The organism is Natrinema sp. SYSU A 869 (assembly GCF_019879105.1).
GTDB lineage: Archaea > Halobacteriota > Halobacteria > Halobacteriales > Natrialbaceae > Natrinema.
Genome location: NZ_CP082249.1, coordinates 920,801 through 947,401, shown reverse-complemented (window position 1 = coordinate 947,401; position 26,601 = coordinate 920,801). Strand labels below are relative to the sequence as shown.

Annotated in this window: 24 protein-coding genes; 17 read left to right on the top strand and 7 right to left on the bottom strand. The window is 62.4% G+C overall.

Annotated features, from left to right (window positions below; translation table 11 throughout):
* Window positions 1–2 precede the first annotated feature (2 nt).
* From acs (K6I40_RS12845) to K6I40_RS12820, 6 genes are all read left to right on the top strand, one after another.
* Complete coding sequence (acs, locus tag K6I40_RS12845; protein ID WP_222919449.1) at window positions 3–2,003, top strand: acetate--CoA ligase; 2,001 nt, start codon at window positions 3–5, stop codon at window positions 2,001–2,003.
* 132 nt (window positions 2,004–2,135) lie between these two features.
* Entirely contained in the window at window positions 2,136–4,352 is a 2,217-nt protein-coding gene (locus K6I40_RS12840; protein ID WP_222919448.1) for a bacterio-opsin activator domain-containing protein, read from the top strand.
* Window positions 4,353–4,621: 269 nt separating this feature from the next.
* Complete coding sequence (gene acs, locus K6I40_RS12835; RefSeq protein ID WP_222919447.1) at window positions 4,622–6,601, top strand: acetate--CoA ligase; 1,980 nt, start codon at window positions 4,622–4,624, stop codon at window positions 6,599–6,601.
* A 59-nt stretch (window positions 6,602–6,660) separates the two neighbouring features.
* On the top strand, window positions 6,661–7,107 hold the full coding sequence (locus K6I40_RS12830) for a DUF4212 domain-containing protein (protein WP_222919446.1): 447 nt from the start codon (window positions 6,661–6,663) through the stop codon (window positions 7,105–7,107).
* Window positions 7,104–8,852 (top strand): cation acetate symporter, encoded by a 1,749-nt coding sequence (locus tag K6I40_RS12825; RefSeq protein WP_255682012.1) that lies wholly within the window; start codon window positions 7,104–7,106, stop codon window positions 8,850–8,852. Before K6I40_RS12830 ends, K6I40_RS12825 begins: the two co-directional genes overlap by 4 nt.
* Window positions 8,794–9,255 (top strand): universal stress protein, encoded by a 462-nt coding sequence (locus K6I40_RS12820; RefSeq protein WP_222919445.1) that lies wholly within the window; start codon window positions 8,794–8,796, stop codon window positions 9,253–9,255. Before K6I40_RS12825 ends, K6I40_RS12820 begins: the two co-directional genes overlap by 59 nt.
* A 154-nt stretch (window positions 9,256–9,409) precedes the next feature.
* On the opposite strand, the gene K6I40_RS12815 is transcribed toward K6I40_RS12820, so the two are convergent.
* Together K6I40_RS12815 and K6I40_RS12810 are read right to left on the bottom strand one after the other, a co-directional pair.
* Entirely contained in the window at window positions 9,410–9,628 is a 219-nt protein-coding gene (locus tag K6I40_RS12815) for a hypothetical protein (protein ID WP_222919444.1), read from the bottom strand.
* Between the two features lie 199 nt (window positions 9,629–9,827).
* Window positions 9,828–10,304 carry a cupin domain-containing protein gene (locus K6I40_RS12810; RefSeq protein ID WP_222919443.1) on the bottom strand — a complete coding sequence of 159 codons (477 nt, stop codon included), beginning with the start codon at window positions 10,302–10,304 and terminating at the stop codon, window positions 9,828–9,830.
* A gap of 154 nt (window positions 10,305–10,458) precedes the next feature.
* On the opposite strand from K6I40_RS12810, the gene K6I40_RS12805 reads away from it, so the two are divergent.
* Window positions 10,459–11,688 (top strand): PQQ-binding-like beta-propeller repeat protein, encoded by a 1,230-nt coding sequence (locus tag K6I40_RS12805; RefSeq protein ID WP_222919442.1) that lies wholly within the window; start codon window positions 10,459–10,461, stop codon window positions 11,686–11,688.
* A gap of 64 nt (window positions 11,689–11,752) precedes the next feature.
* The gene (locus K6I40_RS12800) at window positions 11,753–12,313 is read left to right on the top strand and encodes a tRNA (cytidine(56)-2'-O)-methyltransferase (RefSeq protein ID WP_222919441.1); all 561 of its coding nucleotides are present in this window, start codon (window positions 11,753–11,755) and stop codon (window positions 12,311–12,313) included.
* Between the two features lie 53 nt (window positions 12,314–12,366).
* Here the strand turns inward: K6I40_RS12800 and K6I40_RS12795 are convergent, their stop codons facing one another.
* The gene (locus K6I40_RS12795) at window positions 12,367–13,035 is read right to left on the bottom strand and encodes a hypothetical protein (RefSeq protein WP_222919440.1); all 669 of its coding nucleotides are present in this window, start codon (window positions 13,033–13,035) and stop codon (window positions 12,367–12,369) included.
* Window positions 13,036–13,192: 157 nt separating this feature from the next.
* Here K6I40_RS12795 and K6I40_RS12790 point away from each other — a divergent pair, with 157 nt between their 5' ends.
* On the top strand, window positions 13,193–14,770 hold the full coding sequence (locus tag K6I40_RS12790; protein WP_222919439.1) for an AMP-binding protein: 1,578 nt from the start codon (window positions 13,193–13,195) through the stop codon (window positions 14,768–14,770).
* 64 nt (window positions 14,771–14,834) lie between these two features.
* Here K6I40_RS12790 and K6I40_RS12785 read toward each other — a convergent pair whose 3' ends face one another.
* Both K6I40_RS12785 and K6I40_RS12780 read right to left on the bottom strand, forming a co-directional pair.
* Complete coding sequence (locus tag K6I40_RS12785; protein ID WP_222919438.1) at window positions 14,835–15,017, bottom strand: DUF2080 family transposase-associated protein; 183 nt, start codon at window positions 15,015–15,017, stop codon at window positions 14,835–14,837.
* 2 nt (window positions 15,018–15,019) lie between these two features.
* The gene (locus K6I40_RS12780) at window positions 15,020–15,409 is read right to left on the bottom strand and encodes a cupin domain-containing protein (RefSeq protein WP_222919437.1); all 390 of its coding nucleotides are present in this window, start codon (window positions 15,407–15,409) and stop codon (window positions 15,020–15,022) included.
* Window positions 15,410–15,855: 446 nt separating this feature from the next.
* On the opposite strand from K6I40_RS12780, the gene K6I40_RS12775 reads away from it, so the two are divergent.
* Window positions 15,856–16,134 carry a hypothetical protein gene (locus tag K6I40_RS12775; protein WP_222919436.1) on the top strand — a complete coding sequence of 93 codons (279 nt, stop codon included), beginning with the start codon at window positions 15,856–15,858 and terminating at the stop codon, window positions 16,132–16,134.
* A 141-nt stretch (window positions 16,135–16,275) separates the two neighbouring features.
* On the opposite strand, the gene K6I40_RS12770 is transcribed toward K6I40_RS12775, so the two are convergent.
* Window positions 16,276–17,271, bottom strand: coding sequence for an MBL fold metallo-hydrolase (locus K6I40_RS12770; protein ID WP_222919435.1), 996 nt, complete (start codon window positions 17,269–17,271; stop codon window positions 16,276–16,278).
* A 331-nt stretch (window positions 17,272–17,602) separates the two neighbouring features.
* On the opposite strand from K6I40_RS12770, the gene tfe reads away from it, so the two are divergent.
* The 3 genes from tfe to K6I40_RS12755 are packed head-to-tail and all read left to right on the top strand — an operon-like array spanning window position 17,603 to window position 19,582.
* Window positions 17,603–18,127 carry a transcription factor E gene (gene tfe, locus K6I40_RS12765; protein WP_222919434.1) on the top strand — a complete coding sequence of 175 codons (525 nt, stop codon included), beginning with the start codon at window positions 17,603–17,605 and terminating at the stop codon, window positions 18,125–18,127.
* Window positions 18,127–18,810 carry a DUF2110 family protein gene (locus tag K6I40_RS12760; protein WP_222919433.1) on the top strand — a complete coding sequence of 228 codons (684 nt, stop codon included), beginning with the start codon at window positions 18,127–18,129 and terminating at the stop codon, window positions 18,808–18,810. Before tfe ends, K6I40_RS12760 begins: the two co-directional genes overlap by 1 nt.
* Window position 18,811: 1 nt before the next feature.
* On the top strand, window positions 18,812–19,582 hold the full coding sequence (locus K6I40_RS12755) for a DUF5803 family protein (RefSeq protein WP_222919432.1): 771 nt from the start codon (window positions 18,812–18,814) through the stop codon (window positions 19,580–19,582).
* Between the two features lie 51 nt (window positions 19,583–19,633).
* Here K6I40_RS12755 and K6I40_RS12750 read toward each other — a convergent pair whose 3' ends face one another.
* Window positions 19,634–20,086 (bottom strand): chemotaxis protein CheW, encoded by a 453-nt coding sequence (locus K6I40_RS12750; protein ID WP_222919431.1) that lies wholly within the window; start codon window positions 20,084–20,086, stop codon window positions 19,634–19,636.
* A gap of 254 nt (window positions 20,087–20,340) precedes the next feature.
* Between K6I40_RS12750 and K6I40_RS12745 the strand changes: the two genes are divergently transcribed.
* The 4 genes from K6I40_RS12745 to K6I40_RS12730 all read left to right on the top strand — a co-directional run bounded on the left by K6I40_RS12745 (window position 20,341) and on the right by K6I40_RS12730 (window position 26,580).
* The gene (locus tag K6I40_RS12745) at window positions 20,341–21,132 is read left to right on the top strand and encodes a chemotaxis protein CheW (protein ID WP_222919430.1); all 792 of its coding nucleotides are present in this window, start codon (window positions 20,341–20,343) and stop codon (window positions 21,130–21,132) included.
* A 135-nt stretch (window positions 21,133–21,267) separates the two neighbouring features.
* Window positions 21,268–21,630, top strand: a complete 363-nt coding sequence (gene cheY / locus K6I40_RS12740) for a chemotaxis protein CheY (protein WP_006181855.1) — start codon at window positions 21,268–21,270, stop codon at window positions 21,628–21,630.
* Complete coding sequence (gene cheB, locus K6I40_RS12735) at window positions 21,627–22,781, top strand: chemotaxis-specific protein-glutamate methyltransferase CheB (protein WP_222919429.1); 1,155 nt, start codon at window positions 21,627–21,629, stop codon at window positions 22,779–22,781. Before cheY ends, cheB begins: the two co-directional genes overlap by 4 nt.
* Window positions 22,774–26,580 carry a chemotaxis protein CheA gene (locus tag K6I40_RS12730; RefSeq protein WP_222919428.1) on the top strand — a complete coding sequence of 1,269 codons (3,807 nt, stop codon included), beginning with the start codon at window positions 22,774–22,776 and terminating at the stop codon, window positions 26,578–26,580. The genes cheB and K6I40_RS12730 overlap by 8 nt, the downstream gene beginning before the upstream one ends.
* Window positions 26,581–26,601: the final 21 nt, after the last annotated feature.

Genomic DNA, 26,601 nt, shown 5'->3' with positions numbered 1-26,601 from the left:
ATATGGTCGATCGGAACGGGTGGGATCGTGACGCGTCCGCATCTATCGGGTCCACCCACGTCCCTCCCCAGTCGTTCGTCGAACAGGCGAACGTCTCGGATCCAGGGATCCACGACGAGTTCGAGACGGACTGGCCGGAGTGTTGGGAACGTGCGGCTGCCCTCCTCTCGTGGGACGAGGAGTACGATACCGTCCTCGAGGACGAGGACGCGCCCTTCTATCGGTGGTTCGCGGACGGCCGCCTCAACGCCTCCTACAACTGTCTGGACCGGCACCTCGAGTCGGGGCGGAAGAATCACGCTGCGATTCGCTGGGAGGGTAAGCAGGGCGAGCGCCGGACCTACACCTACCGGGACCTCTACGTCGAAGTAAACGAGTTCGCGGCGGCCCTGCGGGACCGCGGCGTCGAGGAAGATGACGTCGTGACGATCTACCTGCCGATGATCCCGGAGCTGCCGATCGCAATGTTGGCCTGCGCCCGGATCGGTGCGCCCCACAGCGTCGTCTTCGCCGGGCTCTCTGCGGACGCGCTCGCGACGCGGATGGACGCCGCGGACAGCGAGTATCTCGTCACCTGCGACGGCTACTACCGGCGGGGCGACGCGTTCAACCAGAAGAGCAAGGCCGACAACGCCCGCATTGGCCTCGAGCAGGACGTTCGAACCGTCGTCGTCGATCGGCTCGGCGATGACCTGCCCCACGTCCTCGGCGACGACGAGTGGGACTACCACGAACTTCGCGAGGAGTTCGCGGGCGAAACCGTCGAGCCGGTCTCCCGAAGCGCCGAGGATATGCTATTCCTGATGTACACCTCGGGGACGACCGGCGAACCGAAGGGCGTCGTCCACTCCACGGGCGGCTATCTCGCCCACGTCGCGTGGACGAGCCATGCCGTCCTCGATGTCAAACCCGAGGACACCTACTGGTGTGCGGCCGACATCGGCTGGATTACCGGTCACTCCTACATCGTCTACGGTCCGCTCGCGCTCGGCACGACGACGGTGATGTATGAGGGAACACCGGACTATCCGGACCGCGATCGGCTCTGGGAGATCGTCGACCGGAACGCTGTCGATGTCTTCTACACCGCGCCGACGGCCATCCGCGCGTTCATGAAGTGGGGCTCGGACTACCCCAAGGGCCACGATCTGTCCTCGCTTCGCCTGCTCGGGACCGTCGGCGAGCCGATCAGTCCCCGCCCCTGGAACTGGTATCGCGAACACATCGGCGGCGGCGACTGTCCAGTGGTCGATACCTGGTGGCAGACCGAAACCGGCGCGGTGACGATTTCGACGCTTCCGGGTGTCGACGAAATGAAACCCGGCTCCGCCGGCCCGCCGTTGCCGGGGATCGACACTCGGATCGTCGACGAGGCCGGTGAGGACGTCGAGCCCGGCAAAACTGGCTATCTCACGATCGCTCGGCCCTGGCCGGGGATGGCCTGCACGTTGTACGACAACGACGATCGGTTCGTCACGGAGTACTGGCAACGGTTCTCCGACCCCGCCGCCGACGATTGGCGCTACTTCAGCGGCGATACGGCCAGAATCGACGACGACGGCTACATCACCGTTCTCGGTCGAGTCGACGACGTGATCAACGTTTCCGGCCACCGCCTAGGAACCGTGGAGATCGAGAGCGCAATCGCCGACGTCGACGGCGTCGCCGAGGCCGCCGTCGTCGGCCGCTCGAGCGGGACCGGCGACACCGAAATCTATGCATACGTCAGCACCGAGAGCGGCTACGACTCCAATGGAGCGGTTCGACGGGCGATCCGCGACAACATCGAATCCACAATCGGGCCGATGGCCCGGCCCGAAGCAGTGATCTTCACCCCGGAACTCCCCAAGACCCGGTCGGGCAAGATCATGCGTCGCCTGCTCGAGGACGTCGCCAATGGCGAGGAACTGGGCGATACCTCGGCGCTGCGCAACCCGGAGATCGTCGGCGAGATTCAGGCCGAGATCGGCGAGGACGGTGAGCGCCGCGGTTCCGGCCAGTGATTTTCGGACTTTCTACAATCGCGAAATCCATCCATCTCAGCTGTCCGCCACTGTACGCGAATATTTACGAAAAACGAGGCCGATGAGCGATACAATTATGTTCGCATCAGCAGAATAGGCGAACCAGAACCGATGAGCCTCGAGGGGACTGTGGGGGCACTGCTCACACGACAGGAGTACGAGTCGCTACTTGATGCGGCCGAAACCTACCGCGAGGCGCTGGTGATCCGTCTCTGCGGGGACGTGGGGCTTCGACCGGCCGAGCTGACGCGGCTCGCGCTCGACGACATCGAGCAGGTGCGGATCGATCCGCCGCGGTATCTGATCCGGGTTCCGACCGGCGACGGTCACGGAACCCGAACCGCGTACCTGCCGACCCGCGTCGAACGGGAACTCCAGCGATACGCCCGTAGCAACGACCTCTCGACCGACGATCGGATATTCACTGTCACGCCCCGCCGGCTTCAAATGCTGGTCTCGGACGTCGCCGATCGGGCAAGTGACCTGTTCGACGACCCCGCACTCGGTGACGTTTCGACGAGCGACCTGCGGCAGTACTTTGCTCACACCGCTCTGGTCGACCACGACGTCAACCCTCGTGTCGTCAAGACCGCGGGCGGCTGGCGCAGCTTCGAAGCCCTCGAGTCCTATCTGCCCGAGCCGACCGACACCGAGATCGTCGACGCCTTCGACGCCGTTGAGGGCCCCTCCAGTCCTCGCTCCGGCGACCCCCAGTCCGGGCCCGCGGTGAGCGACGACAGCGTCGTTCGGCTCCTGTTGGCCGCCAGCGACCGGTATGCGCTCGTCCGCCTCGATGCTGACGGCTACGTCGAACGGTGGAACCGGAGCGCGGCCGCGATGTTTGGCTACCGGGCCGGCGAAATCGTCGGCACCCACGTCTCTGCGTTCTACACTGACGACGCCGTTGAGGGGGGCGTTCCAGAACGGACACTCTCGACCGCGCTCGACGAATCCGGCTGTGAAACCGACGGCTGGCGCGTCCACAAGGACGGCTCGCAGTTTCGCGCGACCGAGGTCGTCTCGCCGCTCCGGGACGATCAGGGCCACCACCGCGGCTTCGCTGTCTTCGTCCGCGACGGGACGGCCGCACACGAGGAACTCGAGGCCGCCCGCCAGTGCCGTGACGAACTCGAGCGACTGTACACCGTCGCCCGGCGACACCGAGACGTGACCTACGCGCTGCTCGAGTCAACGGATCACGAGGAAGTCGAGACGAGAACGTGTGGCGCGCTCGCCGACGGACGGGCCTACGAGTTCGCCTGGATCGACCGGGCGACGATCTCAGATCGCCGCCGGCAGTGGCGCGCGTCCAGTGGGATCGAACCCAATGCGATCAAGCAGGTCGTCCCCGACGAGTGGCGAGCGGACGATCCAACTGATCCCCTTGTCTCCCCGGAACCAGCGGCTGACACCTACTCGGAGGACGGGACGGTACTGGTTGCGGACGACATCACGGCGACGCTCGAGGACGAGGACTCGTTCGAGGGGGCCATCGCAAGAGTCCCACTCGCCTACGGTGATACCGTCTATGGGATGCTCTCGGTCGCGACCGAGCGCGCGGACGCGTTCGATGACGACGAACAAGCGTGGTTGGCAGTGATCGGCCGGCAAGTCGGCTACGCGATCGGTGCCATCCGCCGGCGGAACCTCCTGCTGTCGGATCGTGTGATCGAACTCGAGGTCGCCTGCCGGGACGCCCGCTCCTTTTTCGTCGACGCCTCACGCCGGCTCAACTGTCGGTTCGAACTCGATTCGCTGGTTCCGATCGACGAGTCGACCCACCTCTACTACGTTCGACTCGAGGGGGCGTCACCGGCCGACGTCTTCGACCTCGCCGATACCACCCCCGAGATTGAGGACTGTCGGCTGGTCGAAACCGACGAGGACGGCTGGCGCGTCGAGTTCGTTGTCGACGGCTCCTGCCCCATCGTCACGCTGACCGAGTACGGTGTGACCGTCCACGAGGCGGTCTTCGAGGGCGGGTCGGCGACGATCACCGGCGACTGTGCGGCTGACGCCGACCTCCGGACGATCCTCGACGGCCTCCGGTCCGCGTTCCCCGACTCCGAACTGGTCGGGAAACGCGATGCCGAGCGGACGGTCCAGACCGCCCGCGAGTTCCGGGAAGGGCTCGAGGATCGCCTGACCGACCGTCAGGAGGCCGCGCTCCGGGCGGCCTACTTCGGCGGCTACTACGACTGGCCCCGGGAGAGCACCGCCGAGGAGGTCGCCGACGCGATGGGGGTCTCCTCGCCGACGCTGCACAACCACCTCCGAAAGGGGCAACATGAACTGCTGCGGACGTTCTTCGACGATCCGGACGGGTAGTCCGGAGACGATACCGCACGGCTCGATACTAGGTCTCTAGATGTTTCGTCCGGTCCAGCAGTAGCCGGGACATACGATCGCACGAATTGCGTGCTCCATCGCGTAATGGGTCATTACGTTGACGATATATCGGGATGAACGGGTGCGACGACCGCCTATCATGTCTTAATATAGTCAATATATGCTAGGTGACCCTGTAAAACTCAGGTCGATTTTGCACAACTAGAGGGCGGCTTTACTATGTGGGTAAACCATTGAGTGGGTGTACCATGTCACAGGACAATGCCAACCTCGAGGCACGACTTGCGGAGCAGGAGGCGTTCGAGCCGCCCGAGTCGTTCGTCGAGCAGGCAAACGTCACTGACCCGGGGATCTACGAGGAGTTCGAGGAGAACTGGCCGGAGTGTTGGGAGCGTGCGGCTGACCTCCTCTCGTGGAACGAGGAGTACGACACCGTCCTCGAAGACGGCGACGCGCCGTTCTACGAGTGGTTCACCGACGGCGAACTCAACGCGTCGTACAACTGCCTCGACCGACACGTAGCAGAGGGCCGCGGCGACAGCGTGGCGATCGAGTGGGAAGGCGAACTCGGCGAGACGCGTACGTACACCTACGACGAACTCTTGGATGAAGTCGAGGACTTCGCCGCGACGCTACGAGGCCTCGGCGTCGAAGAGGACGACATCGTCACGCTGTACATGCCGATGATTCCGGAGCTGCCGATCGCGATGCTGGCGTGTGCCCGAATCGGCGCACCACACAGCGTCGTCTTCGCCGGCTTCTCGGCCGACGCGCTGGCGACGCGGATGAACTCCGCCGACAGCGAGTATCTCGTCACCTGCGACGGCTACTACCGCCGCGGCGACGCGCTTGATCACATCTCGAAGACCAACGAGGGCCTCGAGGGTGTCGAGCACGAGGTTTCGGACGTCGTGGTCGTCGACCGACTGGGCGACGACTTAGAGCACGATCTCGCGGACAATCAGCACGACTACGACGACCTGGTGGCCGACTATGAGGGGTCGACGGTCGAACCAGTCTCTCGGGACGCCGAGGACATGCTGTTCCTGATGTACACCTCGGGGACCACCGGCAAGCCGAAGGGGGTCAAACACACCACTGGCGGCTACCTCGCGTACTCCGCTTGGACGAGCCACGCCGTCCTCGACATCGAGGCCGACGACACCTACTGGTGTTCGGCCGACATCGGCTGGATCACTGGCCACTCCTACATCGTCTACGGCCCGCTCGCGCTGGGGACGACGAGCGTAATGTACGAGGGGACGCCGGACTATCCCGAGAAGGACCGGCTGTGGGAGATCGTCGAGAAAAACGAGGTCGACATTTTCTACACCGCACCGACGGCGATCCGGGCGTTCATGAAGTGGGGCTCGGAGTACACCGAGAACCACGACCTGTCCTCGCTGCGCTTGCTCGGCACCGTCGGGGAGCCGATCAATCCGCGGGCGTGGAAGTGGTACTACAAGCACATCGGCAACGAGGAGTGCCCGATCGTCGACACCTGGTGGCAGACGGAAACCGGGGGCATGATGATCACGACGTTACCGGGGATCAACACCATGAAACCCGGCTCCGCGGGGCCGCCGCTGCCGGGGATCGACGCCCGCGTCGTTGACGCTGAGGGCGAAGAAGTCGACGCTGGCCAGGCAGGCTACGTCACGGTCAACAACCCGTGGCCCGGGATGCTCCGCACGCTGTACAACAACGACGAGCGGTTCATCGAAGAGTACTGGCAGGAGTACTCCGACGAAGAAGCCGACGAGTGGGTCTACTTCCCCGAAGACGGCGCGAAGATCGACGACGACGACTACATCACCATCCTCGGCCGGGTCGACGACGTGATCAACGTCTCCGGTCACCGGCTAGGGACCATGGAGATCGAGTCGGCGGTCGTCGGGGTCGAAGGGGTTGCCGAAGCCGCCGTCGTCGGCGGCGACCACGAGGTCAAAGGCGAGGCCGTCTACGTCTATGCGATCCCCGAAGACGGCTACGAGGATCAAGAAGACGAACTCGAGGAGAAGGCCATGGAGGCCGTCCTCGACTCGATCGGACCGATCGCCAAGCCCGAGGAGATCGTCTTCACGCACGAGCTGCCAAAGACGCGCTCGGGCAAGATCATGCGCCGGCTGTTAGAGGACATCGCGAGCGGGAACGAGCTCGGGAACACCTCGACGCTGCGCAACCCCGATGTCGTCGACGACATCGCAGAACAGGTATCGAGCAACTGACGACTCAGCATTCGATTTTCGATTCCAAACGACGACGAAATCACACGATTCGCACATATATGCCAGATAATAACACCCACGATTCGGCTGACAGACGAGCTGAAACGGACGGTGGCGTGGCCGGACAGCCCGGTCAATCCCACCGAAATACGGACTATCTCAGCGCGGAGGTGAATCTCCTGAAACCGAGTACACCGTTCATGCGCGATCACCTGCGGGTGATCTGGACAGGATTCATCGCCTGGGCAATCCTCGTATTCGGCCCCGTGCTAGCCACGGCCGTCGCGCCGGGCGTGATGACGACGCCGATGCCGGTCATCGAATTCCCGCTGCATTACTTCCTGGTCGCCGTCTGCGGTCCCAGCGGTGCACTGATCCTCTCGGCATGGTACGCTCGCAAGCGCGATCAGCTGGACACGAAGTACGGTATCGATCACTCGGACCACGAGGGGGCGGCCGGAGGCAGCGGCGACGCCACGGCGGCTGACGGGGGTGTCTCCGAATGATGGATGCGGGAATCGTCCTGCAGTCCGGGCTCCTGCCGCAGGGGATGGACGTGTCGTTCAAGATCGGACCGGCGATCCTCGTCCTGGGGATGCTCGCTATCTTCCTCTTGATCGGGTTCGTGTTCCGCGTGGCCGACACGGAAGACATGTGGGTCGCCGGTCGTTCCATCGGGAATATCGAGAACGGGATGGCGATCGGCGCCAACTGGATGTCCGCCGCGTCCTATCTCGGGATGGCGGCGCTGATCGCATTGTCGGGCTTTTACGGCCTGGCGTTCGTCGTCGGCTGGACGACCGGATACTTCATCCTGCTTATCTTCATGGCCGCGCAGATGCGCCGATTCGGGAAGTACACGGCACCGGACTTCGTCGGTGACCGATTCAACTCCGACAGCGCACGCGCCATCGCAGCGATCACGACGTTCCTTATCGCGTTCGTCTACGCGATTGGACAGGCTCGCGGGATGGCACTAGTCGGCCTGTATATCTTCGGCGATCTCGGCTTCGCTGGGTTCAGCGGCTACCAGGCGATGGTCATCTTCATGATGACCATCACGGTTGGCTACCTGACGCTCTCGGGCATGCTCGGCGCGACAAAGAACATGGCCGTGCAGTACGTCATCCTCATCAGCGCCTTCCTGGCCGGCATGTACGTGATCGGCTGGACGCAGGGATACTCGACGCTGCTCCCGCAGATCGAGTACGGGATGCTCCTCAGTGAACTTGGCGACGAGTTCACCGAGCCCTTCGCGCACTCCAGTCCGTACCTGTGGATCGCGACGTGTTTCTCGCTGGTCGTCGGGACCTGCGGACTCCCTCACGTACTGGTCCGGTTCTACACGGTTGAAAACGAACGGACCGCCCGTTGGTCGACCGTGACAGGCCTGTTTTTCATCTGCCTGCTCTACCTCGGCGCTCCCGCGTACACGGCGTTCGGGACGCGTCTCTACGATCTCAACCCGGCCACGGGGACAACGTACGGCGACCCCAGCATGTCCGGATCGACCGCCGACGTCCTCGTCGTGATCGCGGCCCAGTTCGCAAACCTGCCACAATGGTTCGTCGGCCTCGTAGCCGCTGGCGGGATTGCCGCAGCGATCGCGACGACTGCCGGACTCTTCATTACCGGCTCCTCGGCCGTCTCCCACGACATCTATACGAACCTTATCAACGAGGACGCGACCCAACAGCAGCAGATCCTCGTCGGTCGCCTGGGAATCGTCGCACTGGGTGTGTTGACCACGCTGGCCGCGCTTGACCCCGCGGCACCGATCGCCGCGCTCGTGTCGTACGCGTTCTCGCTCGCCGGTGCAGTCCTGTTCCCGATGTTCTTCCTCGGACTCTGGTGGGAGAACACGAACCGCCAGGGCGCACTCGCCGGGATGCTCACCGGGCTGACTATCTGGACGATCCCGATGATTAACGAGGTCGTCCCGAACTACATGAGTGGCTCCGGCGAGGCGTTCGTGCCGGTACTAGAACAGTGGTTGCCGGCGATCGGCTCGGCGCTCGTCGCCGTTCCGGTCGTGTTCGCTGTCACCATCATCGTCTCGGTGATGACCGACGAACCACCGCTCGCAACGAAGAAGATGGTGCGACAGTGTCACAGCCCCGAACCGATGGGCCAGCAACAGGCCGCTGAAGATGTCGTAACCGACGGGGGCGAGACCCCGCGGACGACTGATCATGTACGAACGAATACTCGTTCCGACGGACGGAAGCGAAACGGCCGAACAGGCAGTTGAGCACGCGCTCGATCTCGCCGACCAGTACGGGGCCGAAGTACACGCCCTGTACGTCGTCGACACCAATGCGATGAGTCTCAGCCTCGGTGGCGAGCAACTCGACCGCATCGAACAAGGCCGGTACGACGAGATGGACGAGGTCAAGGAGCGCGCCGATCGCGCCACCGGCTACATCGCCGAGCACGCTCGAGAGCGCGGCCTCGAGACCGTCGAGCACGTCTCAGCCGGGAAACCCCACAAACTCATCGGTGAGTACATCGAGGACAACGATATCGACCTCGTCGTGATGGGGTCCCACGGCCGCTCGGGGATCACGCGTGCACTGCTCGGCAGCGTCGCGGAACGCACGCTGCGGACCACGACGGTGCCGGTACTGGTCATCGATAGCCGCGAAAACGAGTAGTCGGTTCGACGCCTTTTTCGCCGTGCTGCATCGTATTTTTCTCGTTCAGGCGCGGTTGAGAGCGATCGCTGTCGATCCGATTACTGAGGCGATCGGCTTCTCACTTGAGGAACGAAGCTCCTCGAAAATGCGGCGACAGCTCGTCAACAGGCTGTTACTGTGACCCGTCCGTCGCGAGATCGTAACTCCACAGCAACCCGAAGTATGCGACGACTCCGGCGAGCATGAACATGTAGTACGCCCAGTCCGGTCCCTCGAGGACGCGGAAGACGATATCGACTGCGGTCACCCAGAGTATCGCGAACACCAGATCGGTCAACATCCCCCATCGTTCCTCGCGGGCGGTCGCAATCCACTCGCGAACCCCCGTCATCGGGCGGTCACCCGGCTCCCGAATACCATCATTGCGTGTGTGTTTCGCAGGCACTCGAAAAAGCCTATCGGCGTCTCAGCGACGCCGGTTGACTACGCCCTGTCAAACTCGGGATTTCGGCTTCGGAACGCCACCGCTTCGACGTTGAGTAGCGATAGACTCCGGTCGAACGGGGAATCAATCCAGCGGTGACGCGTTGTCACTCGTCCCAGTATTCGGTCTCATCATCGATACGATAGTAGCCCTCGAGCGATCGCTCGTCGCGGCCGCCCGGTGGCGAGCCGACGAAGACGCCGAACTTGTTCATCTCCGGATAGACGGTGATGTCCGGTTCGTTCATCGTCGATATCGCGAGGTACCGAAGCGGCTCTTCACTGTCGTTAACGACTCTGTGGCCGCCGCGCTCGTCCGCCGGGAGGGTCACGTAGTCGCCGGCCGTCAGCGGCTCGAGGCCGTCCTCGGTTTTGAGCTCGCCGTCGCCCGCCAGCACGTAGAGCGCTTCCTCGTTGGCCGTGTGGTAATGATAGGGCCACGACTGCATCCCGGATGGGAGTTCGTAGAGGCTACAGCCGATGTCAGAGGCGTCGGCGGCGTTGGAGAGCTCCTTTCGCCGGAACGCCGTCTCCTCGCGGTCGTACTCGTCCCAGTCGAGATCGGATTCGTTGATCCGTTTCATATCGTGCCACCGTACACGTCAGAGCCAGAAGGGTTTTCGCGGTGCCGAGTTGCCACGTTCGGTCAGTGATCGATATTTGTGCGTAGTACGGGTGCCAACGAACTAGAGCAGATCAATTCGGCCCACAACGTGTTGCGGGTGAAATATTTACCAGATGAAAACTATTCTCCAAAGAATGGATCGTCGTGAATTTCTTGTGGGCGGGTCCACCATTTCCCTCGTTGGTACAGCAGGGTGTACTGATTCCATTGGATTTGACTTCGGTAGCCAGGAGTCACTCGAGGTGACGGGAGCCTGGCCGCGTCCGGAGTTCGATTCGGGTTCGACCGGACACAATCTAGACGTTTCAGGTCCGACGGACGAGCCGGAGATTCGCTGGGAAGCGAAGACACCTGTCGATTCGATGCACGTTCCAGCCGTGGTTGTCTCGGACGGGGTCGCGTTCTTTGCTGGTGGGTCCATTGTGACGGCAATCGATGTGACGGACGGGTCTCAGGTTTGGCAGACGCAAATTGCGGATGAGCACGTTCCCGGTGGCGGTCGAGGAAGACATTGTAGTATGACCGTCGACAATGAGTTCGTCTACGTTGGAACCCACGAAGGGTTAGCGGTACTAACGAAAGAGGGTGAGGAAGTGTGGTCATACGAGGTCGAGGTCGCTCTGGGAGCGAGCGGTGTGTTTCGATCACCGGCTGTAAGCGACGGGACGGTATACTTCGGTACCGCCGAAGAGCAGGCAGTATCCGCCTACACAACTGATGGAGACAAGCAGTGGCAGTACGAATGTGATAATTTGATTATTGGTTCCCCGTCTGTCACGGACGATGGTGTGTTCGTCGCTACGAGTGATGGCGATCTTCACGCCTTCTCCACCGATGGTGAGCACCGGTGGACGAAAGAAATCGGTACGACGAGTTCGAAGGCTGCCGTGACGCCGACGGTTTTCGATGGAACCGTGTATGCGACTGCCGCCGGATCTCAACGTGGCAATGCTCTCGTTGCATTTGACGCGCAAACTGGTGATGAGGTGTGGCGGAATAATTTATCACCGTCGTTTGTCGGATCGATGTCGATATTCGAACGGAGCTCCCTTCGCGAACTCGTGTGCCCGACGTGGCACGGGACGGTGTTCACGTACAACGTCCATGATGGCTCAGTAACGTGGGGTGTCCCGCTCGGGGACCGCCTTTCGGGTTCATGTCCGATTCCAGCAACGGACAAGCAGAGCGTGTACATTGCCGCAGTTGATAGCCTCACCAGAATCGCTCCGCGGCGGGAGCGCGCATGGCAAGTTTCCCTCGAGGATGTCGGAGGCAGTGTTGCCGTCCTCGACGACGCGTTGTTGGTCGGGTCGATCGACGGACGGTGCTATGCACTTGCGTGAGAGTGCACCTCAACAGAAGTTCGAAAACGAAACCCCCTAACCTCGCCCGAGAGTGGATACGGACATGCACGACGACACCGAGGTCGCCGTCCTTCGACTCGGCCATCGGCCCGGCCGGGACGACCGGATGACGACCCACGTCGGACTGACCGCGCGGGCGCTGGGGGCCGACCGCGTGCTCTTTCCCGACAACGCCGGCCAGTCACTCGAGACCGTCGCGGACATCACCGACCGCTTCGGAGGGCCCTTCAAGGCCGAACTCACCGAGGGTCCACAGGGGGTCATCCGCAACTGGGAGGGACAGGTCGTCCACCTCACGATGTACGGCGAGCGCGTCCAGGACGTCGAAGCCGACATCCGAGCGGCCCACGCCGACGAGGGCGACCCGCTCTTGCTCGTCGTCGGCTCCGAGAAAGTCCCCTTCGACGTCTACGAGGAAGCCGACTGGAACGTCGGCGTTACCAACCAGCCCCACTCCGAAGTGGCCGGGCTCGCCGTCTTTCTTGACCGGCTGTTCGAGGGCCGGGAACTCGAGCGGGAGTGGGACGATGCCGACCGAGAAGTGATTCCGATGGAGACGGGCAAGCGCGTCGAATCGGCAGGATCGGAATCCGACTCAGAATAGGGATATCGGCACAGACAGCGATGGCCGTGTGGTCTCGAGGACCGTTCTCGACGTTAGCCGGTACGGCGAAACAGCCGAAACGGGCGGAATATTCGGCCCCCGACTGTCCGCGTGGTGTTTCTGACGAACGCGCTGGCACCCATTTCGTCCTCGTCGAGGGCGTATCCGTTTCCGATCCGTTCGATCGGGCTCGACTCGTCGTGAAACTCGAGGAGGCGCTCGAAATCGTCGTCCATGAGGCCGGTTCGGTCACAGATCTCTGCCTTCGTGAGCGGGCGGTCGGCCTCGCGGAGTTCCTCGAGCAGCCACCGGTTGTGTTGGCTGACGAGGAGTACGTCGTTTTTCGTCATATCGTCGTCTTTGGCGGTGTCACCTCCCTGATCCGCTGCTGACCCGCTCCGCCACGCGTAGACGCCGTCGAGGCAGATCCAGCACCCGATCGCGAACAGCGATCCGCCGAACCAGTGGTTGCCTGCTCGTAGTTCCACGACACCGGCAGCGACGGCAAACAGCCCGAAGCAAAGCCAGGCGAGAGCCGCATCGATATCGGCCCTGTCGAGGGCAGCCTCGACGAGCGGTGCAGCGACGACGACACCGAGGACCATCGCGATCCCGTTCACGTCGACGCCGAGAACGGTGAGAACGCCGACGAGGACAACCGTCGCGACGATATCGGAGCGGTCGATCCGGTTGCGAAACTGGGTGACAGACTCGGGGACCATTCGTTGGATATACGACAGTATGATTACTAAACCTATCGCTCGAGCGATCGGTTCGAGCGTGTATTCGAGCGGTTCGCTGGGTGCGAAGATGCGCGGTTCGGTCCGGTCGCGACCGTGAGAGATAGGATTTTAAGTGCGGCCCTTGGTATCACAATCCATGGATATCGACGCAGTCGACGAATCTGCGCGAACGGGGAACGTCGCGAAGCTGTTCGACCGGACGGCAGCCCATCACGGGGACGCACAGGCGATGGAACACCACGGGCGGCGCTGGACCCACGCGGAGGTCCGTGACTGGACCGCCGAACTCGCCGGCGGCCTCCACGACATCGGGCTTGAGCCCGGCGATCGGATGCTACTCTTCTTGCCGAACTGCCCGCAGTACCTCGTCGCCTCGATCGGCGCGTTCAAGGCCGGCGTCGAGATCTCGCCGGTGAACCCACAGTACAAGCGCCGCGAGGTCGCCTACCAGCTCGAGGACACGGACGCGAGCGCCGTCGTCACGCACCCGGCGCTACGGGAGACCGTCGATCAGGCGACCGAAGACGCCGGGATGGATCCCGAGGTGATCACGATTCAGAGCGAGGACTGGCCCCGGGATCCGGACGACCACGCGTTCGAGGAGCTGCGCGGTGAACCGACGCTGGTCGACTGCGCGGACAACGACGTCGCCTTGCTGCCATATACCTCCGGAACGACCGGCGATCCGAAGGGCGTCCAGCTCACCCACAGCAACACCCGCGCACAGCTCATGTGGCCCCTGACCGCCTCGAACGTCGACGTCGAACCCGAAGACGTCCGTAGCCTCACCTGGCTCCCGCTGTACCACATCACTGGCTTTACCCACACCGCCCTCCAGCCGCTGGTCGGCGGCGGGCGGCTCTACTTCCGCAGCGCGCTCGAGTGGGACGCTCAGGAGTGCATGCAGCTCATCGAGGACGAGGGGATCACCCACTTCGTCGGCGTGACGACGATGTACGCCGACATGGTCGACGCGGACGACTTCGGCGAGTACGATCTCAGTAGCCTCGAGTCGGCCTCTGAGGGCGGCGCGAAGCTCTCGACGGCGGTCCAGGAGCAGTTCGAGGAGACCGCCGGCGTCGACATCTCGGAGGGCTACGGCCTCACCGAGACCCACGGCGCGACCCACACGCAAAGCGGCTCGACATTCGGTCTGAAACACGGGACGATCGGCCAACCGCTCCGGATGACCGACTGTAAGATCGTCGACGAGTCGGGCGACGAAGTCTCATCCGGCGAGGAGGGCGAGCTCGTCGTCCGCGGACCGCAGGTCATGACGGGGTATCTCAACCTGCCCGACGCGACCGAGGCGGCGTTCACCGAGAACGGCTACTTCCGGACCGGCGACATCGCCCGCCGCGACGGGAACAACTACTACGAGATCGTCGACCGGAAGAAACACATGATCAACACCGCCGGCTACAACGTCTATCCCAGCGAACTCGAGACCCTACTCTTAGAGCACGAGGCCGTCGCGGACGTTGCTATCGTCGGGATTCCGGACGAACGGCGCAACGAGGTGCCGAAGGCGTTCATCGTTCCCGCGTCGGGGATCGAGCCCGGCAGCGACGTGACCACCGAGGAAATCAAAGACTTCTGCCTCGAGGAGGTGGCCAGCTACAAACACCCCCGCGAGATCGAATTTATCGAGGAACTGCCGCGGACGACGAGCGGGAAGGTCCAGAAGTACAAACTCGAGGACGGCGAGGAGTAGGCCGGCGATCGCGGCAGTGTGTGCATTCGACGAACGGGACGTACAGGTGGACGAGCGCAGGCCGTTAACAGAAGTACACCCAGAATCTGTGATCGGCCGGACACGAGACGGTGGCGCGATCGCCGAAGGGCGCGACGGAGCGTCTGACTGCCAGTTCGACGTCCGTATTCGGAACTGGAACGGCCGTTTCCCGCTCGCAGAACGGACAGGAGACGGTCGCAAGCTCCTGTTTCGGAGTCGTTGCCATCGTTATTCTTCCATCTTGGCGGCCATGTGGTCGAAGACTTCCATGTGTTCCTCGTGTGGGCTAAACAGGACGAACTCCGCGTCATCGTCGCCAACCCAGAGGGTATGGCCCGGCGGCCAGTAGACGAGATCGCCGGCTTCGTCTACCTCCTCGAAGCCGTCGGAATATTGGACCGTAATTTCGCCAGCTATCACGTACCCCCAGTGTGGACACTGACACGTATCTTCGTGAAGTCCCTCCAGGAGGGGCGTGAGATCGGTTCCTGCGCTAATTCGGAAGTGCTCTGCGGCCATCTCATCGTCTTCGGTCGCCGCACCGAAACCCGCTTGATGTTGGACCACCGCGTCCGGCGTTTCCATGACGACTGTTAGTTCTTCTTTAGATTGCTGCATCGTGTTCAACTCGATTTCGGCACATAGCGTTACGCGTGAGTAGGGTATGTAGGCACCTCGTGACAATCGACCAGGGACTGACCATTCTGCAGACGATGACTGAGATCGTCGATCGCTGGGACACGTACGGGGTTGCACCGAGACACACCGCCTAAAAAACGGGCGTACCGCCGCACATCCCCTCCTGATCCCTTACTCGGTCGAGTCAGTTTTGCCCTCGAGAACGTCAGCGGACACCGGACAGCCACACGGCGCGGCCGTGTGGGTGATCGGGCCGTAACTGACGACCAGTACAATCGGGGTACCCAGTGGGGACACCGAAGCAGGGTTCGACGGTCAATTCGTTTCTGGACGACCCCATGCGCGATCCACCGGATCACAGAATCTGTTCTGAGAATACGCGTGCGACCGGAACCCTTTCGTCCTCGAGTTGAAGAGTATGATTCATGTACGAGGTGTCGAGAGAGCTACTCTACGCGATCGTCGGCATTCCGATACTTGCGGTCGTCGGATACGTTCTGGTCGTCCTCTTAGCGTTCAACCTGGTTGGGTTTTTGGCACTCGGGATTTTCCTCCTTCTCCTCGCACTCGCAATGGACTCGTTAAACGCCGACAGCGAGCCGCCGGCTCGGATCAACTGCTCGGAGTGTGGCGCACCGAACGAAACCGACCGTGACCGGTGTACGCACTGTGACGCGACGCTCGACACTGTCGACGAGACCTGACCTTCGAACCCTCGATCGGGTCTCCGTATCCGCCAGGTTTTCCGAATCTACTCGAAACAGTGGTCGCATGCGACTGCCCAAAATCCGAATCTATGATCTATGTTCTCCCCTATCTTCCACGGCACTGCGACTCGAGCGACCCTACTCCGTCTCGTAGTATCGGACGCCTTCTTCGACCTCGGAGGACACGTTGCCCTGCTTCTCGAGCGTGCCCAGCGCCCCGAGCGTGTCGAGCACCGGCGCGTGATAGCGGACGTTCCCGACGCGTTCCTCGGCGATCGCCAGCGGCGTCGCCGGTTCGATCGCCTCAAGCGCAGTCACCGTCTCCTTGAGCAACGTCTCCAACCGTTCCCGTGTCGTCTCGACGACTCGCTTGGGGTCCTCGAACACGGGACCGTGGCCGGGGAAGACGTGCGTCGCGGTCGTCTCGGTCAGCCGATCCATGGACTTGTCGTAGGCCTCGACGGCATCATAGGCACCGTGGTTGAACCCGACATGGAAGGCCCCCGCACGAAACGGTTCGATGAGCGTATCGCCTGCAAAGAGCACGTCCGTCCCCTCAAGGGTCGTCTCGAAACACAGGTGGTCGATCTCGTGGCCCGGCGTCTCGAAGACCCTGAACTCGCGACCGCCGATGGAGACGGGTTCGGTCGGATCAATTGGCTGGGCGGTCTCGCGGTCGACCAGTCGTCGGTCTCGACGACGCGACTCGAGTTCCTCCTCAATCACGTCGTCCAGAGCCTCACCGCTGTAACCCGCTGACATCGCCGTCTCCCGGAGGCCAGATCGGACTTCCGCCAGTTCGTGCTCGAGCCTCGAGAGTCCTGCCTTTGGCGCGTGGACCGTCGCGCCAGCCTCCCGCAGTGCGGGGAGTTGCCCGATGTGATCGCTGTGGATGTGGGTCACCAGCACGTGATCGATATCAGCCGGTTCGTAGTCAAACTCGGCGAGTCCCTCCCGTAGTTCCGACTCGCCCGCCTCATCCGGCGCGCCCGCGTCGATCAGGATCGGTTTGGACCCCTCGAGCAGGTAGGCAGCGACGTGTTTGGGCGGCCAGGGAACGTCGAACTCGAGGCGATGAATCCGTGAGAGAGCGCGATCGGCCCGGACAGTACCGCAAGAAGCGTCGGTAGTCATTGTCTCCAAACGTGCCAGCCAGCAACATAAGCGTCGCGCTCGAACTCGCCGATGGTCCCCAATAGCGTTGCAGTGATGCCGCCGAACGGCGGATACTGGTGGAGATATGAGCGGGTTGATTCAGGCACTCGCTTCAAAGTCTGGAAGGGTGGCATACCACGGCCATAGAGCTGTTGCAACCGCTGAGGCCCCAACGATCGCATAGATTGTCCCGCCGATACAGCCGACTGACTCCGTATTACCAGATCAGTGACCACACTATCTGAACTCGGATCATCAGCAGCGGGGCACTTGATAAGACTTAATGGCCTCATGCCGTTACACGTAGGTAATGGCTTTTGAGGACCTGCTCGAGGACCCGGTGATCCAGAAATATTTGCACGAGCTGGTCGGTCCCAAGGGGATGCCCGTCGCGGCGGCTCCCCCAGATGGCGAGGTGACCGACGAAGAGCTCGCGGAGGAACTCGACCTCGAATTGAACGACGTGCGGCGCGCGCTGTTCATTCTCTACGAGAACGATCTCGCCACGTACCGGCGACTGCGCGACGAGGACTCGGGGTGGCTGACCTACCTCTGGACCTTCGAGTACGATAACATTCCGGAGAACCTCGAGGAGGAGATGTATCGGCTCCACGAGGCCTTAGACGAGCGCCGGGAGTACGAGCGCAACCACGAGTTCTATCTCTGTGAGATCTGTTCGATCCGCTTCGAATTCGGCGAGGCAATGGACTTCAACTTCGAGTGTCCCGAATGCGGATCGCCGCTAGAATCAATGGATAACAACCGACTGGTCAATGCGATGGACGACCGCCTCGACTCGCTCGAGGACGAACTCAACATCGATGCGAACGCCTAATGGTCGTACTTGCAACAAAACTCTACGTCGAAGGCGAGGCTCGCGAGCGGTCACTGGATTCCCTGCGTTCGCTGGTGAACAACGAGATCGGCGAACTCGACGTCGAGTTCGAGATCGGCATCCGCCACGACGACTTCCCCTCCGTGACGATCGAGGGCGACGACGCGACGGTCGCGCGGAATATCCTCCGCGAGGAGTTCGGCGAGATCGTCCCTGATCTCGAGGTTGGCGAGACGTACACCGGTACGCTCGAGTCCTGGGATGACGACGGATTCGTCCTCGACGCAGGACAGGGCGAGGGCGTACGGATTCCGACCGACGAACTCGGGCTCGGCCCGGGGTCGGCGACGCAGATCCGTGAACGGTACGGACTGGTCCAGCATCTGCCCCTCCAGTTCGTCTACGGCGGAACGGACGACGAACCGTCTCGTCTCTCCGATGCCGAACAGGACCATCTCTACGAGTGGACCCGCGGCGACGGCCGGCTCAACGTCAACAGCGCGACGCGAGCGGAAGTTCGAGCCACGCTCAACCGCGCGGGCCATGCACAGGATTACGTGACCGTCGAGCGAATCGGCCTGCTCGAGCAGAGCGTCATCTGTACCGAGAGTACCGATCCGCCGGGGCTGCTCGCGAGTGTGGGCGAGTATCTCCCGGCCGAACTCCGTTGTGTCGTCCCCTAGCATGAATCGACGGCTCGTTCTCGCGGCGATCGCAATCGCATTGCTCGCGACGCTAGCGGGCTGTTCGGCGCTTTCCGGCGGTATTTCGGACGAACAGCTCGATCAGGATGGGAATTACAGCGATCTGCGTGACAGCGAGGCCGATGTCGCCATCGATCTCGAAGACGGCAATCTGATCAGTGACGGCGAGTTCCGGGCGGTCTACGATCTCAAGGAAACCGAAGAACTGTCGCTGTACCGATCCACGCTCTTCCGCGACGAACCCTTGGAGATCGATAGCGTCCGCTACTGGTATCCGAATGGTACCGAACTCACGGGCTCGGAACTCGAGGTCGAACAGGGCCAGTCAGAAACGACCGTGCAGGTGCCCGACGAGAACGGCACGCTCGCGTTCTCGGGCGACGCCGGCCGGAAGACGTTCCAGCTGCCGGCCTACGTCGAGGGCTCCTACGAAGTGACAGTCCCCGAGGGCCATCGAACGTCGAACTTCCTGTTCGGGGACGTCTCGCCGAACGGGTACGAACGCGAGGTCGTCGACGATCAGGAGCGCCTCTCCTGGAACGACCTCGATAGCACGATTTCGCTCCGATACTACCTCGCGCGGGACGTCCCGCTGTTCCTCGGTCTCGTCGGGACGGCCATCCTGCTCGGCGGAATCGGGATCGGGTACTACTACCGACAGGTCAAGCGACTCCGGGAGGAGCGCGAGGAGTTCGGCCTCGACGTCGATACCGACGACGATTCGGGCGGCGGGCCGCCTGGTCTCCTGTAGCTCAACGACAGTTCACTTCTCAGGTCGGCTATCGGCTCCGAAAACCGGATGTTACCCGTGAATTGCTTGCTCGTCGAGCCAGATGACTTCGGTATCGTCGATTTCGAGTCGCCCCTTGACATGGCTCGTGTCCATGCGCGGGGACTTGAGCGAGGCGGTTCGGATCGTTCTGGTCACGTCGACGTCGTCGACGAGCCAGCCGTAGTAGCGGCCGTCGCCGTCAGTGGTCGAAAAGACGAGTAGTCTCGGATCATCGACTCGAGCCGCCGTCTGGAACGACGAGCCGAACACTCGCGGGAGATCGACGACTCTGACCCGTTCGTCGGCGACGCTGAGCGTCCCCGCGTTCCACGGATCATCGGCGTCTACGAGCGGTTCGTCGTCTGTGACGCCGAGTACGGAGGCGATCGATGCGGCCCTGACGCAGTACCGTTTTTCCTCGAGGTCGAACGTGAGTACTGTGATGCGCTCGTCGGTTTCGGTCTCGTTCAAAGCCGATTCCATTCCATTCCATCTGACTGATGATTGGCCGGAAAATAAATCTTCTGATGGAGTAAATATTAGATCAGTGCCGAATGTGCTAGTGTACAGGACAGAGACCGATCTGGGTAGAGTAATAACCAATCGCCACCGGATTGATCGCCGATCGTGACGAAACACGGGCGATCGAGATCACACCGATCCGCAAGTATCAGATAAAGAAACAATCACGGTGGAGTCAACGTTTTATTGGTGGAACCTGATACACGAACAGGACCATGGCCCCGGACCTCTCGGAAAAGCTTCTCGGAATTGATAGCGACGATGCCGATCGGACCGGCGATTCGGACACCGGAGACGGGGAGGATGAACTCCTCCTCCAGTTCCTCTTCGTCGGCCTCGGCGAACACCGGCTTGCGCTTCCGGTCGACGCAGTTAGGACGATTACTGAGCCGCCGGCGGAACTCACTCGAGTCCCGCGCTCACCCCCGGCTATCGAGGGACTGATGGACCTCCGCGGGGAGATCACTGCAGTCATCGATCCCCGCGTTCACTTCCCCGTCACCGAATCACGGACGGGGCGCGAGCGCCTGCTCGTACTCGACCGGGCGAGCGACCAGCAGTCAGTCGCGATCCGGGTCGATGAGGTCATGGGCGTCGAGTCGCTCTCCGAGAGCAGTGTCCTCGACAAGGACGCCGTCGAGGCCAGCGATCTCTCCGGCGATGTCCTCGAGCACCCCCTGATCGTCGCACTCATTACACAGGAGCGGGAGTCGCATGCCGACGCCGGAAGCGGAGTGGCTGACGACGTTGCCGGCGTGACGACTGGCCCCGAAACCGGCGGGCCGGCGGGGGCGGGTGGATCGACGGCACTGTCGTCGACCCGCGGGACAGGCGGCGGAATTGGCGAGTCAGTTGGAGAGGCCTTCGAGGTCGAACCGACCGAGGAAACCGCCGCCGAACCGAACGACGAGGGCGATGACGGCGATTCAACGCGTGAGGTCGTCGTCGAGGTGACCGCGGTGATCGATATCACCAAACTGCTATTGGCATCCGGACAGTCACAATAATTGCCGCAACAGCCGGTTTCGGATCCCGTACCCTGACTGGGCTCTCCGGGGTATAATCGACGTTTATCACGACTGATAATCGAGAGACAGCATTTATGGTAGTTGTATCTCTACGGGAGTTTGGTGTACTACTGAATGTCGACAGGGGTGCTCATCGTGGACGACTCTCATTTTATGCGGAATCTATTGCGCCAGATCCTGGAACAAGATTACCGCATTCTCGGAGAGGCGTCCAACGGCGCTGAAGCCGTCAAGCTGTACAAAGAACACGATCCTGACATCGTCATGATGGACATCGTGATGCCCAAATGCAACGGCATCAAGGCGACCGCGGCGATCAAGAAGATCGACCCGGACGCCCGCGTCATCATGTGTACGAGTGTCGGACAGCGTGAGAAAATGAAACTCGCCGTAAAAGCTGGCGCGGACGGCTACGTCACGAAGCCGTTCGAGGAACCCAGCGTCAGAAAAGCCCTTTCAGACGTCGTCGCTGCATGACGCGAGTACTCGTTGTCGACGACTCGAAGTTTATGCGGACAGTCATCGGCAACGCGCTCGAGGCGGCCAGCTACGATATTGAAACGGCTGCGAACGGATCCGAGGCAGTCGAGACCGTCGCCGCGTTCGATCCAGACGTCGTGACGATGGACGTCGAGATGCCCAAGATGGGCGGTATCGACGCCGTCGAGCGGATCATGGCGACGAATCCGACCGCAATCCTCATGCTCAGCGTTCACACCGAACGCGGCACTGAGGCGACGCTCGACGCTTTGGAGCGAGGGGCCGTGGACTTCCTTCACAAGCCCGACGGCTCCAATTCGCGAAACATCGCTCACCTCACTGACGAGGTCGTCGAAGCGGTCGACGACCTCGCCGAGGCCGATGTCTCGTCAGTGGCGCTTGCACGGGCCTCCGCGACGGCCTACGCGACCCGCTCGAGGGGTGCCGACAGTGCGGGACGAGGGACGACCGCCCCCGATACGGCTCCCAAGATTGGTTCCACCGGCGACCCGGACGAGGACGCGGACCCGATCGCCGTCGATGGCGACCGGGCCGACGCACCGACGATCGTCCTCGGCGCGTCGACCGGTGGGCCGAAGATCGTCGAGCGACTGTTCGAACGACTGCCAGCCGACCTCGAGGCAAAAGTGTTGGTCATCCATCACATGCCTCCCGGATTCACTGAGCGGTTCGCTGAGCGGCTCGACGCACGCAGCGCGTACGACGTCAGCGAGGCAACGAATCGGGATCGGATCCAGTCCGGCGAGGCCGCGGTCGCACCGGGCAATCACCATCTCGAAGTGGCGAGCAACGTCGGTGGCGCTCTTCGCCTGCGACTCGACGACGGCGAGCGAGTCCACGGCGTACGGCCGGCGATCGACGTGACGATGGAGAGCGCCGCCGAACGGGTCTCCGACGCGCTCTGTGGCGTCGTTCTGACTGGTATGGGCCGCGACGGTGCGGCCGGGATCGAGGCGGTCAAGGCCGCTGGCGGTCGGACCATTGCACAGGACGAGGCGACAAGTCCGGTCTTTGGCATCCCCTGTCAGGCAATCGAAACAGGCTGTGTCGATACGGTCGCGCCCGCTGACGGCATCGCCGATGCGATCGTCGACGCGTTCACGACGGACGGTGAGAACGATGAGTGATTATCTGACAGACTTCGTTCAGGAGAGCGAAGAACGGATTACGGAACTGAACAACGCCTTGCTCACCTTCGAGCGCGAGCCCGACGACGAGGAGGCGATGGAGAACATCTTCCGGATCGCACACACCCTCAAGGGGAACTGTGGGGCGCTGGGCTTGGAAACAGCCAGCGACCTCGCCCATGCGATCGAGGACCTGCTCGATGCCGTCCGCCGCGATGATCTCGAGGTGACCGCGGAGCTGATGGACGTCGTCTTCGACGCCGTCGACGAACTCGAGACGATGATCGACGAGGTCGCCGAGACCGGCGAGATCGAGACCGATCCGTCGGCGACGATCGAGGCGCTTCGGAATCACCTGGCTGACGCAGACGGCGCGGTCTCGGGAATCGAACCGCCTACCGCGGACGAGATTGACGATGTCTGTTCCCGATTCGAGCCGCCAGCCGACGACGGTCACGACGTCTATCTCGCCCGCCTCGCGATCGCACAGGAGGAAGGGATCAACAACGGTGAACTGGTCGTCGACGCACTGATCGACGCGTTCGATCTGATCGGAACCGACCCGCCCCGCCAAACGATCGAGGCTGCGGACTACGGCGAGAGCTTCGATGCGGTCTTCGGGACTGCGGTCGGCGAGAACGCGATCGCCTCGGGACTCGAGCCGGTTGAAGAGGTCGACGAGTTCGAGATCGTCGACGTCTCCGATCGATTTGAGGGTACTAACGCGGTCGCGGGCGCGACCACGGCGCAGTCGGCAGACGACACCGAACCGGGTGACGATATCTCTGCCGATGAAGCTCAGGACCTCGAGGTCGACGACTTGCTCGACGAGTTCAACGAGTTCGATAACCTCGATGAGATGGTTGAAGACGTCGAGGACGAGGAACTCGACGCGTTCGAGGATATGGGCGAAGCCGGGTCGTTCGACGACCTGCTTGACGAAGAGGACATCGATGAAATCGATGCCGAACCAGGCGACTCCCCGGCCGATGGCCTCGATGCGGACGACGGATCGACCGCCAAGGCTGCGGAGACGACGGAGTCAGCGGCCGACGACGAGACCGGAGCCGACGCGGCATCCGAATCCGAAGACGAAGAAGTCGACGATGCCGGTGCGGTCTTCGACGAACTCAAAGACGAGGTCGAAATGGTCGGCTTCGACGAGTTACAGGACGAACTCGAGGAACTCGAGTTCGACGAGTTCGACGAGGAAGAGGAAGTCGATATGGACGAACTCCTCGGCAACGACGCCGATGACGACTCGTTCCTCGACGACGAGGAACCGTCAGCGGACGCGGTCGACGACATTCTGGTCGAATCGGAGTCGAACGACGTTCCAAGTCCGGACGACACCGCCGAGGACCGAACCGTCACTGCGGACGAGTCGAGTGCTGACGTCGGCGATAACGACGCGTTCTCGCCGACCGAAGATGACCTCGACGATGCCGTCGACGACCTTGAGTTCGATGAAGAAGATAGCGAAGCGGCGACTGATATCGATGACGCGGGGTCGAGGGACGATACTCTCGAGGCGTCGTTCCCGGACACACCGGCGGATGATTCTGTAGCGGCCGATTCGGAACCCGACGCACCGAGCGACGGGACGGCCGACGTGACCGACCTCGAGGCGGAGACGGTTGACGAAGACATCGCCGACGATTCGGTAGTGGCCGAAGCGGAGAGCGATGAGATGGTCGCCCACGAGACAGGTACTGATGAGACGGTCACCGACGAAGACGTTGCTGCGGAGGCAGTCGTTGACGAGGACGTTGCTGCTGAGGCGACCGTTGACGAGGACGCTACCGATGAGACGGCCACTGCTGCGGACGTTTCCGACGAGACGGTCGCTGCCGATGAGAGTCCCGATATCGGGGAGGCTACCGAGGATGTCGCTTCCGAGAGCGACGCTGACGATATCGAGGATGACACCGCCGACGAGACGGAGACAGCCGACGGCGCTTCGGTCGCCGACGACGGCGACTATGTCGTGGCCGACACTGCTGACTCGGATTCGTTCGACGATGCAACTGAACCCACGACCGACGCTACTGTCGAGTCCGTCGACACAAGTGTCACAACCGACATCGAGGCCGATGCTGCAGCCGAGGAGACCGACGAAACTGCTGTGGTCGAAGAAACGGCCGACGCCGCGGAGACTGCAGCGGACGACGGAGCGACGACCGACTCGTTCGATGACTCCGACGACGACGGGTTCGAGCCAACGGCAGCCTTCGACGACGACTTTGAAACGGCCGACGATGAGTCAGACCCCTTCGACGACGACAGCTTCGCAGCGGATACCGACGACTCGTTCGCGGACTTCTCGGACGATCCCGCCGACTCCGAGACGGAGTCGGAGGACGACTTCGAGAGCGGGTTCGACGAGCAACTGGACGAACAACCCGACGACGAGTCGTTCGCCGGAACCACCGAGTTCGATACCGATACTGCCGGCTTCGAATCGCCGGCGTCGGACGCCGAAACCGATTCGGACTCGAGTCTCCCCGCCGCCGCGTCATTCGGCGACGATGGGAGTGATTCGGATACCGACGGCGATGACGACGATGACGTCGTACGGATCGTCGACGAACCCGAAATGGAGATTCCGGACATCCCGCTTCCGGAGGCGAGTGACCAACCGGACGCCGACGACGAAACTGACGAGATCCAGTCGGTTCGCGTCGACATCGAGCAAGTCGACTCCCTGCTCACGCTCGTCGAGGGACTGGTGACTAGTCGCGTCCGCCTCCGTCACGCGGCCGATGCAGATGACGACGGCACAGCCCTCGAGACAGAACTCGATGCGCTGTCGGACCTGACGACTGATCTTCAGGAGACGGTGATGGACATCCGGCTGGTGCCGCTCCAGACGGTGACGAACCGCCTGCCGCGAGTCGTTCGCGACATCGCTCGCGATCAGGACAAGGAGGTCGCCTTCGAGATGAGCGGCGAGAACGTCGAACTGGATCGAAGTATTCTCGATCGGATCGGCGATCCGCTGATCCATCTGGTTCGCAACGCCGTCGACCACGGGATCGAATCGCCAGAACGGCGCGAGGAGGTCGATAAGCCGAGCGAAGGGTCCGTCGAGGTCAACGCCGACCGCTCGCGCGATCGCGTGACGATCACGGTCGAGGACGATGGGAGCGGACTTGATCCTGATCGACTGCGCGACGAGGCCGTCGAAGCAGGCGTTCTCGACTCGGACGAGGCCGCCGATCTCCCCGACGAGGAGGCCTACGATCTCATCTTCCATCCCGGCCTCTCGACGGCCGAGGAGGTGACGGATGTCAGTGGCCGCGGCGTCGGAATGGACGTCGTCAAACGAACGATCGAGGACCTCGAGGGGACGGTCTCGATCGACAGCGACGAGGGCGAAGGAACGACCGTCACGATGACGCTCCCGGTAACGGTCGCGATCGACGAAATCCTGTTCGTCGAGAGCGGCGGCAAGGAGTTCGGCATTCCAACCAAGGCCGTTCAGGACATCGAACCCGCGGCCGCAGTCGAGACGACCGCCGGCGAATCCGTACTCCGCGACGACGACAACGACTACCCCGTCATCCAACTGACCGACGTCCTCGAGACGCCGACTCCCGGTGCGAACGGCGACGGAATGGTCGTCCGCATTCGCGACGAGGTTCGCGAGGTGGCCCTCCACTGCGATCACGTTCAGGGCCAGCAAGAAGTCGTCGTCAAGCCCTTCGAGGGCGTTATGAGCGACATCCCGGGGCTCAGCGGTGCAACGGTGCGGGGGCGAGGGGAAGTAGTCAACATTCTGGATGTGACGACACTATGAACGAACACGAACACCCACACC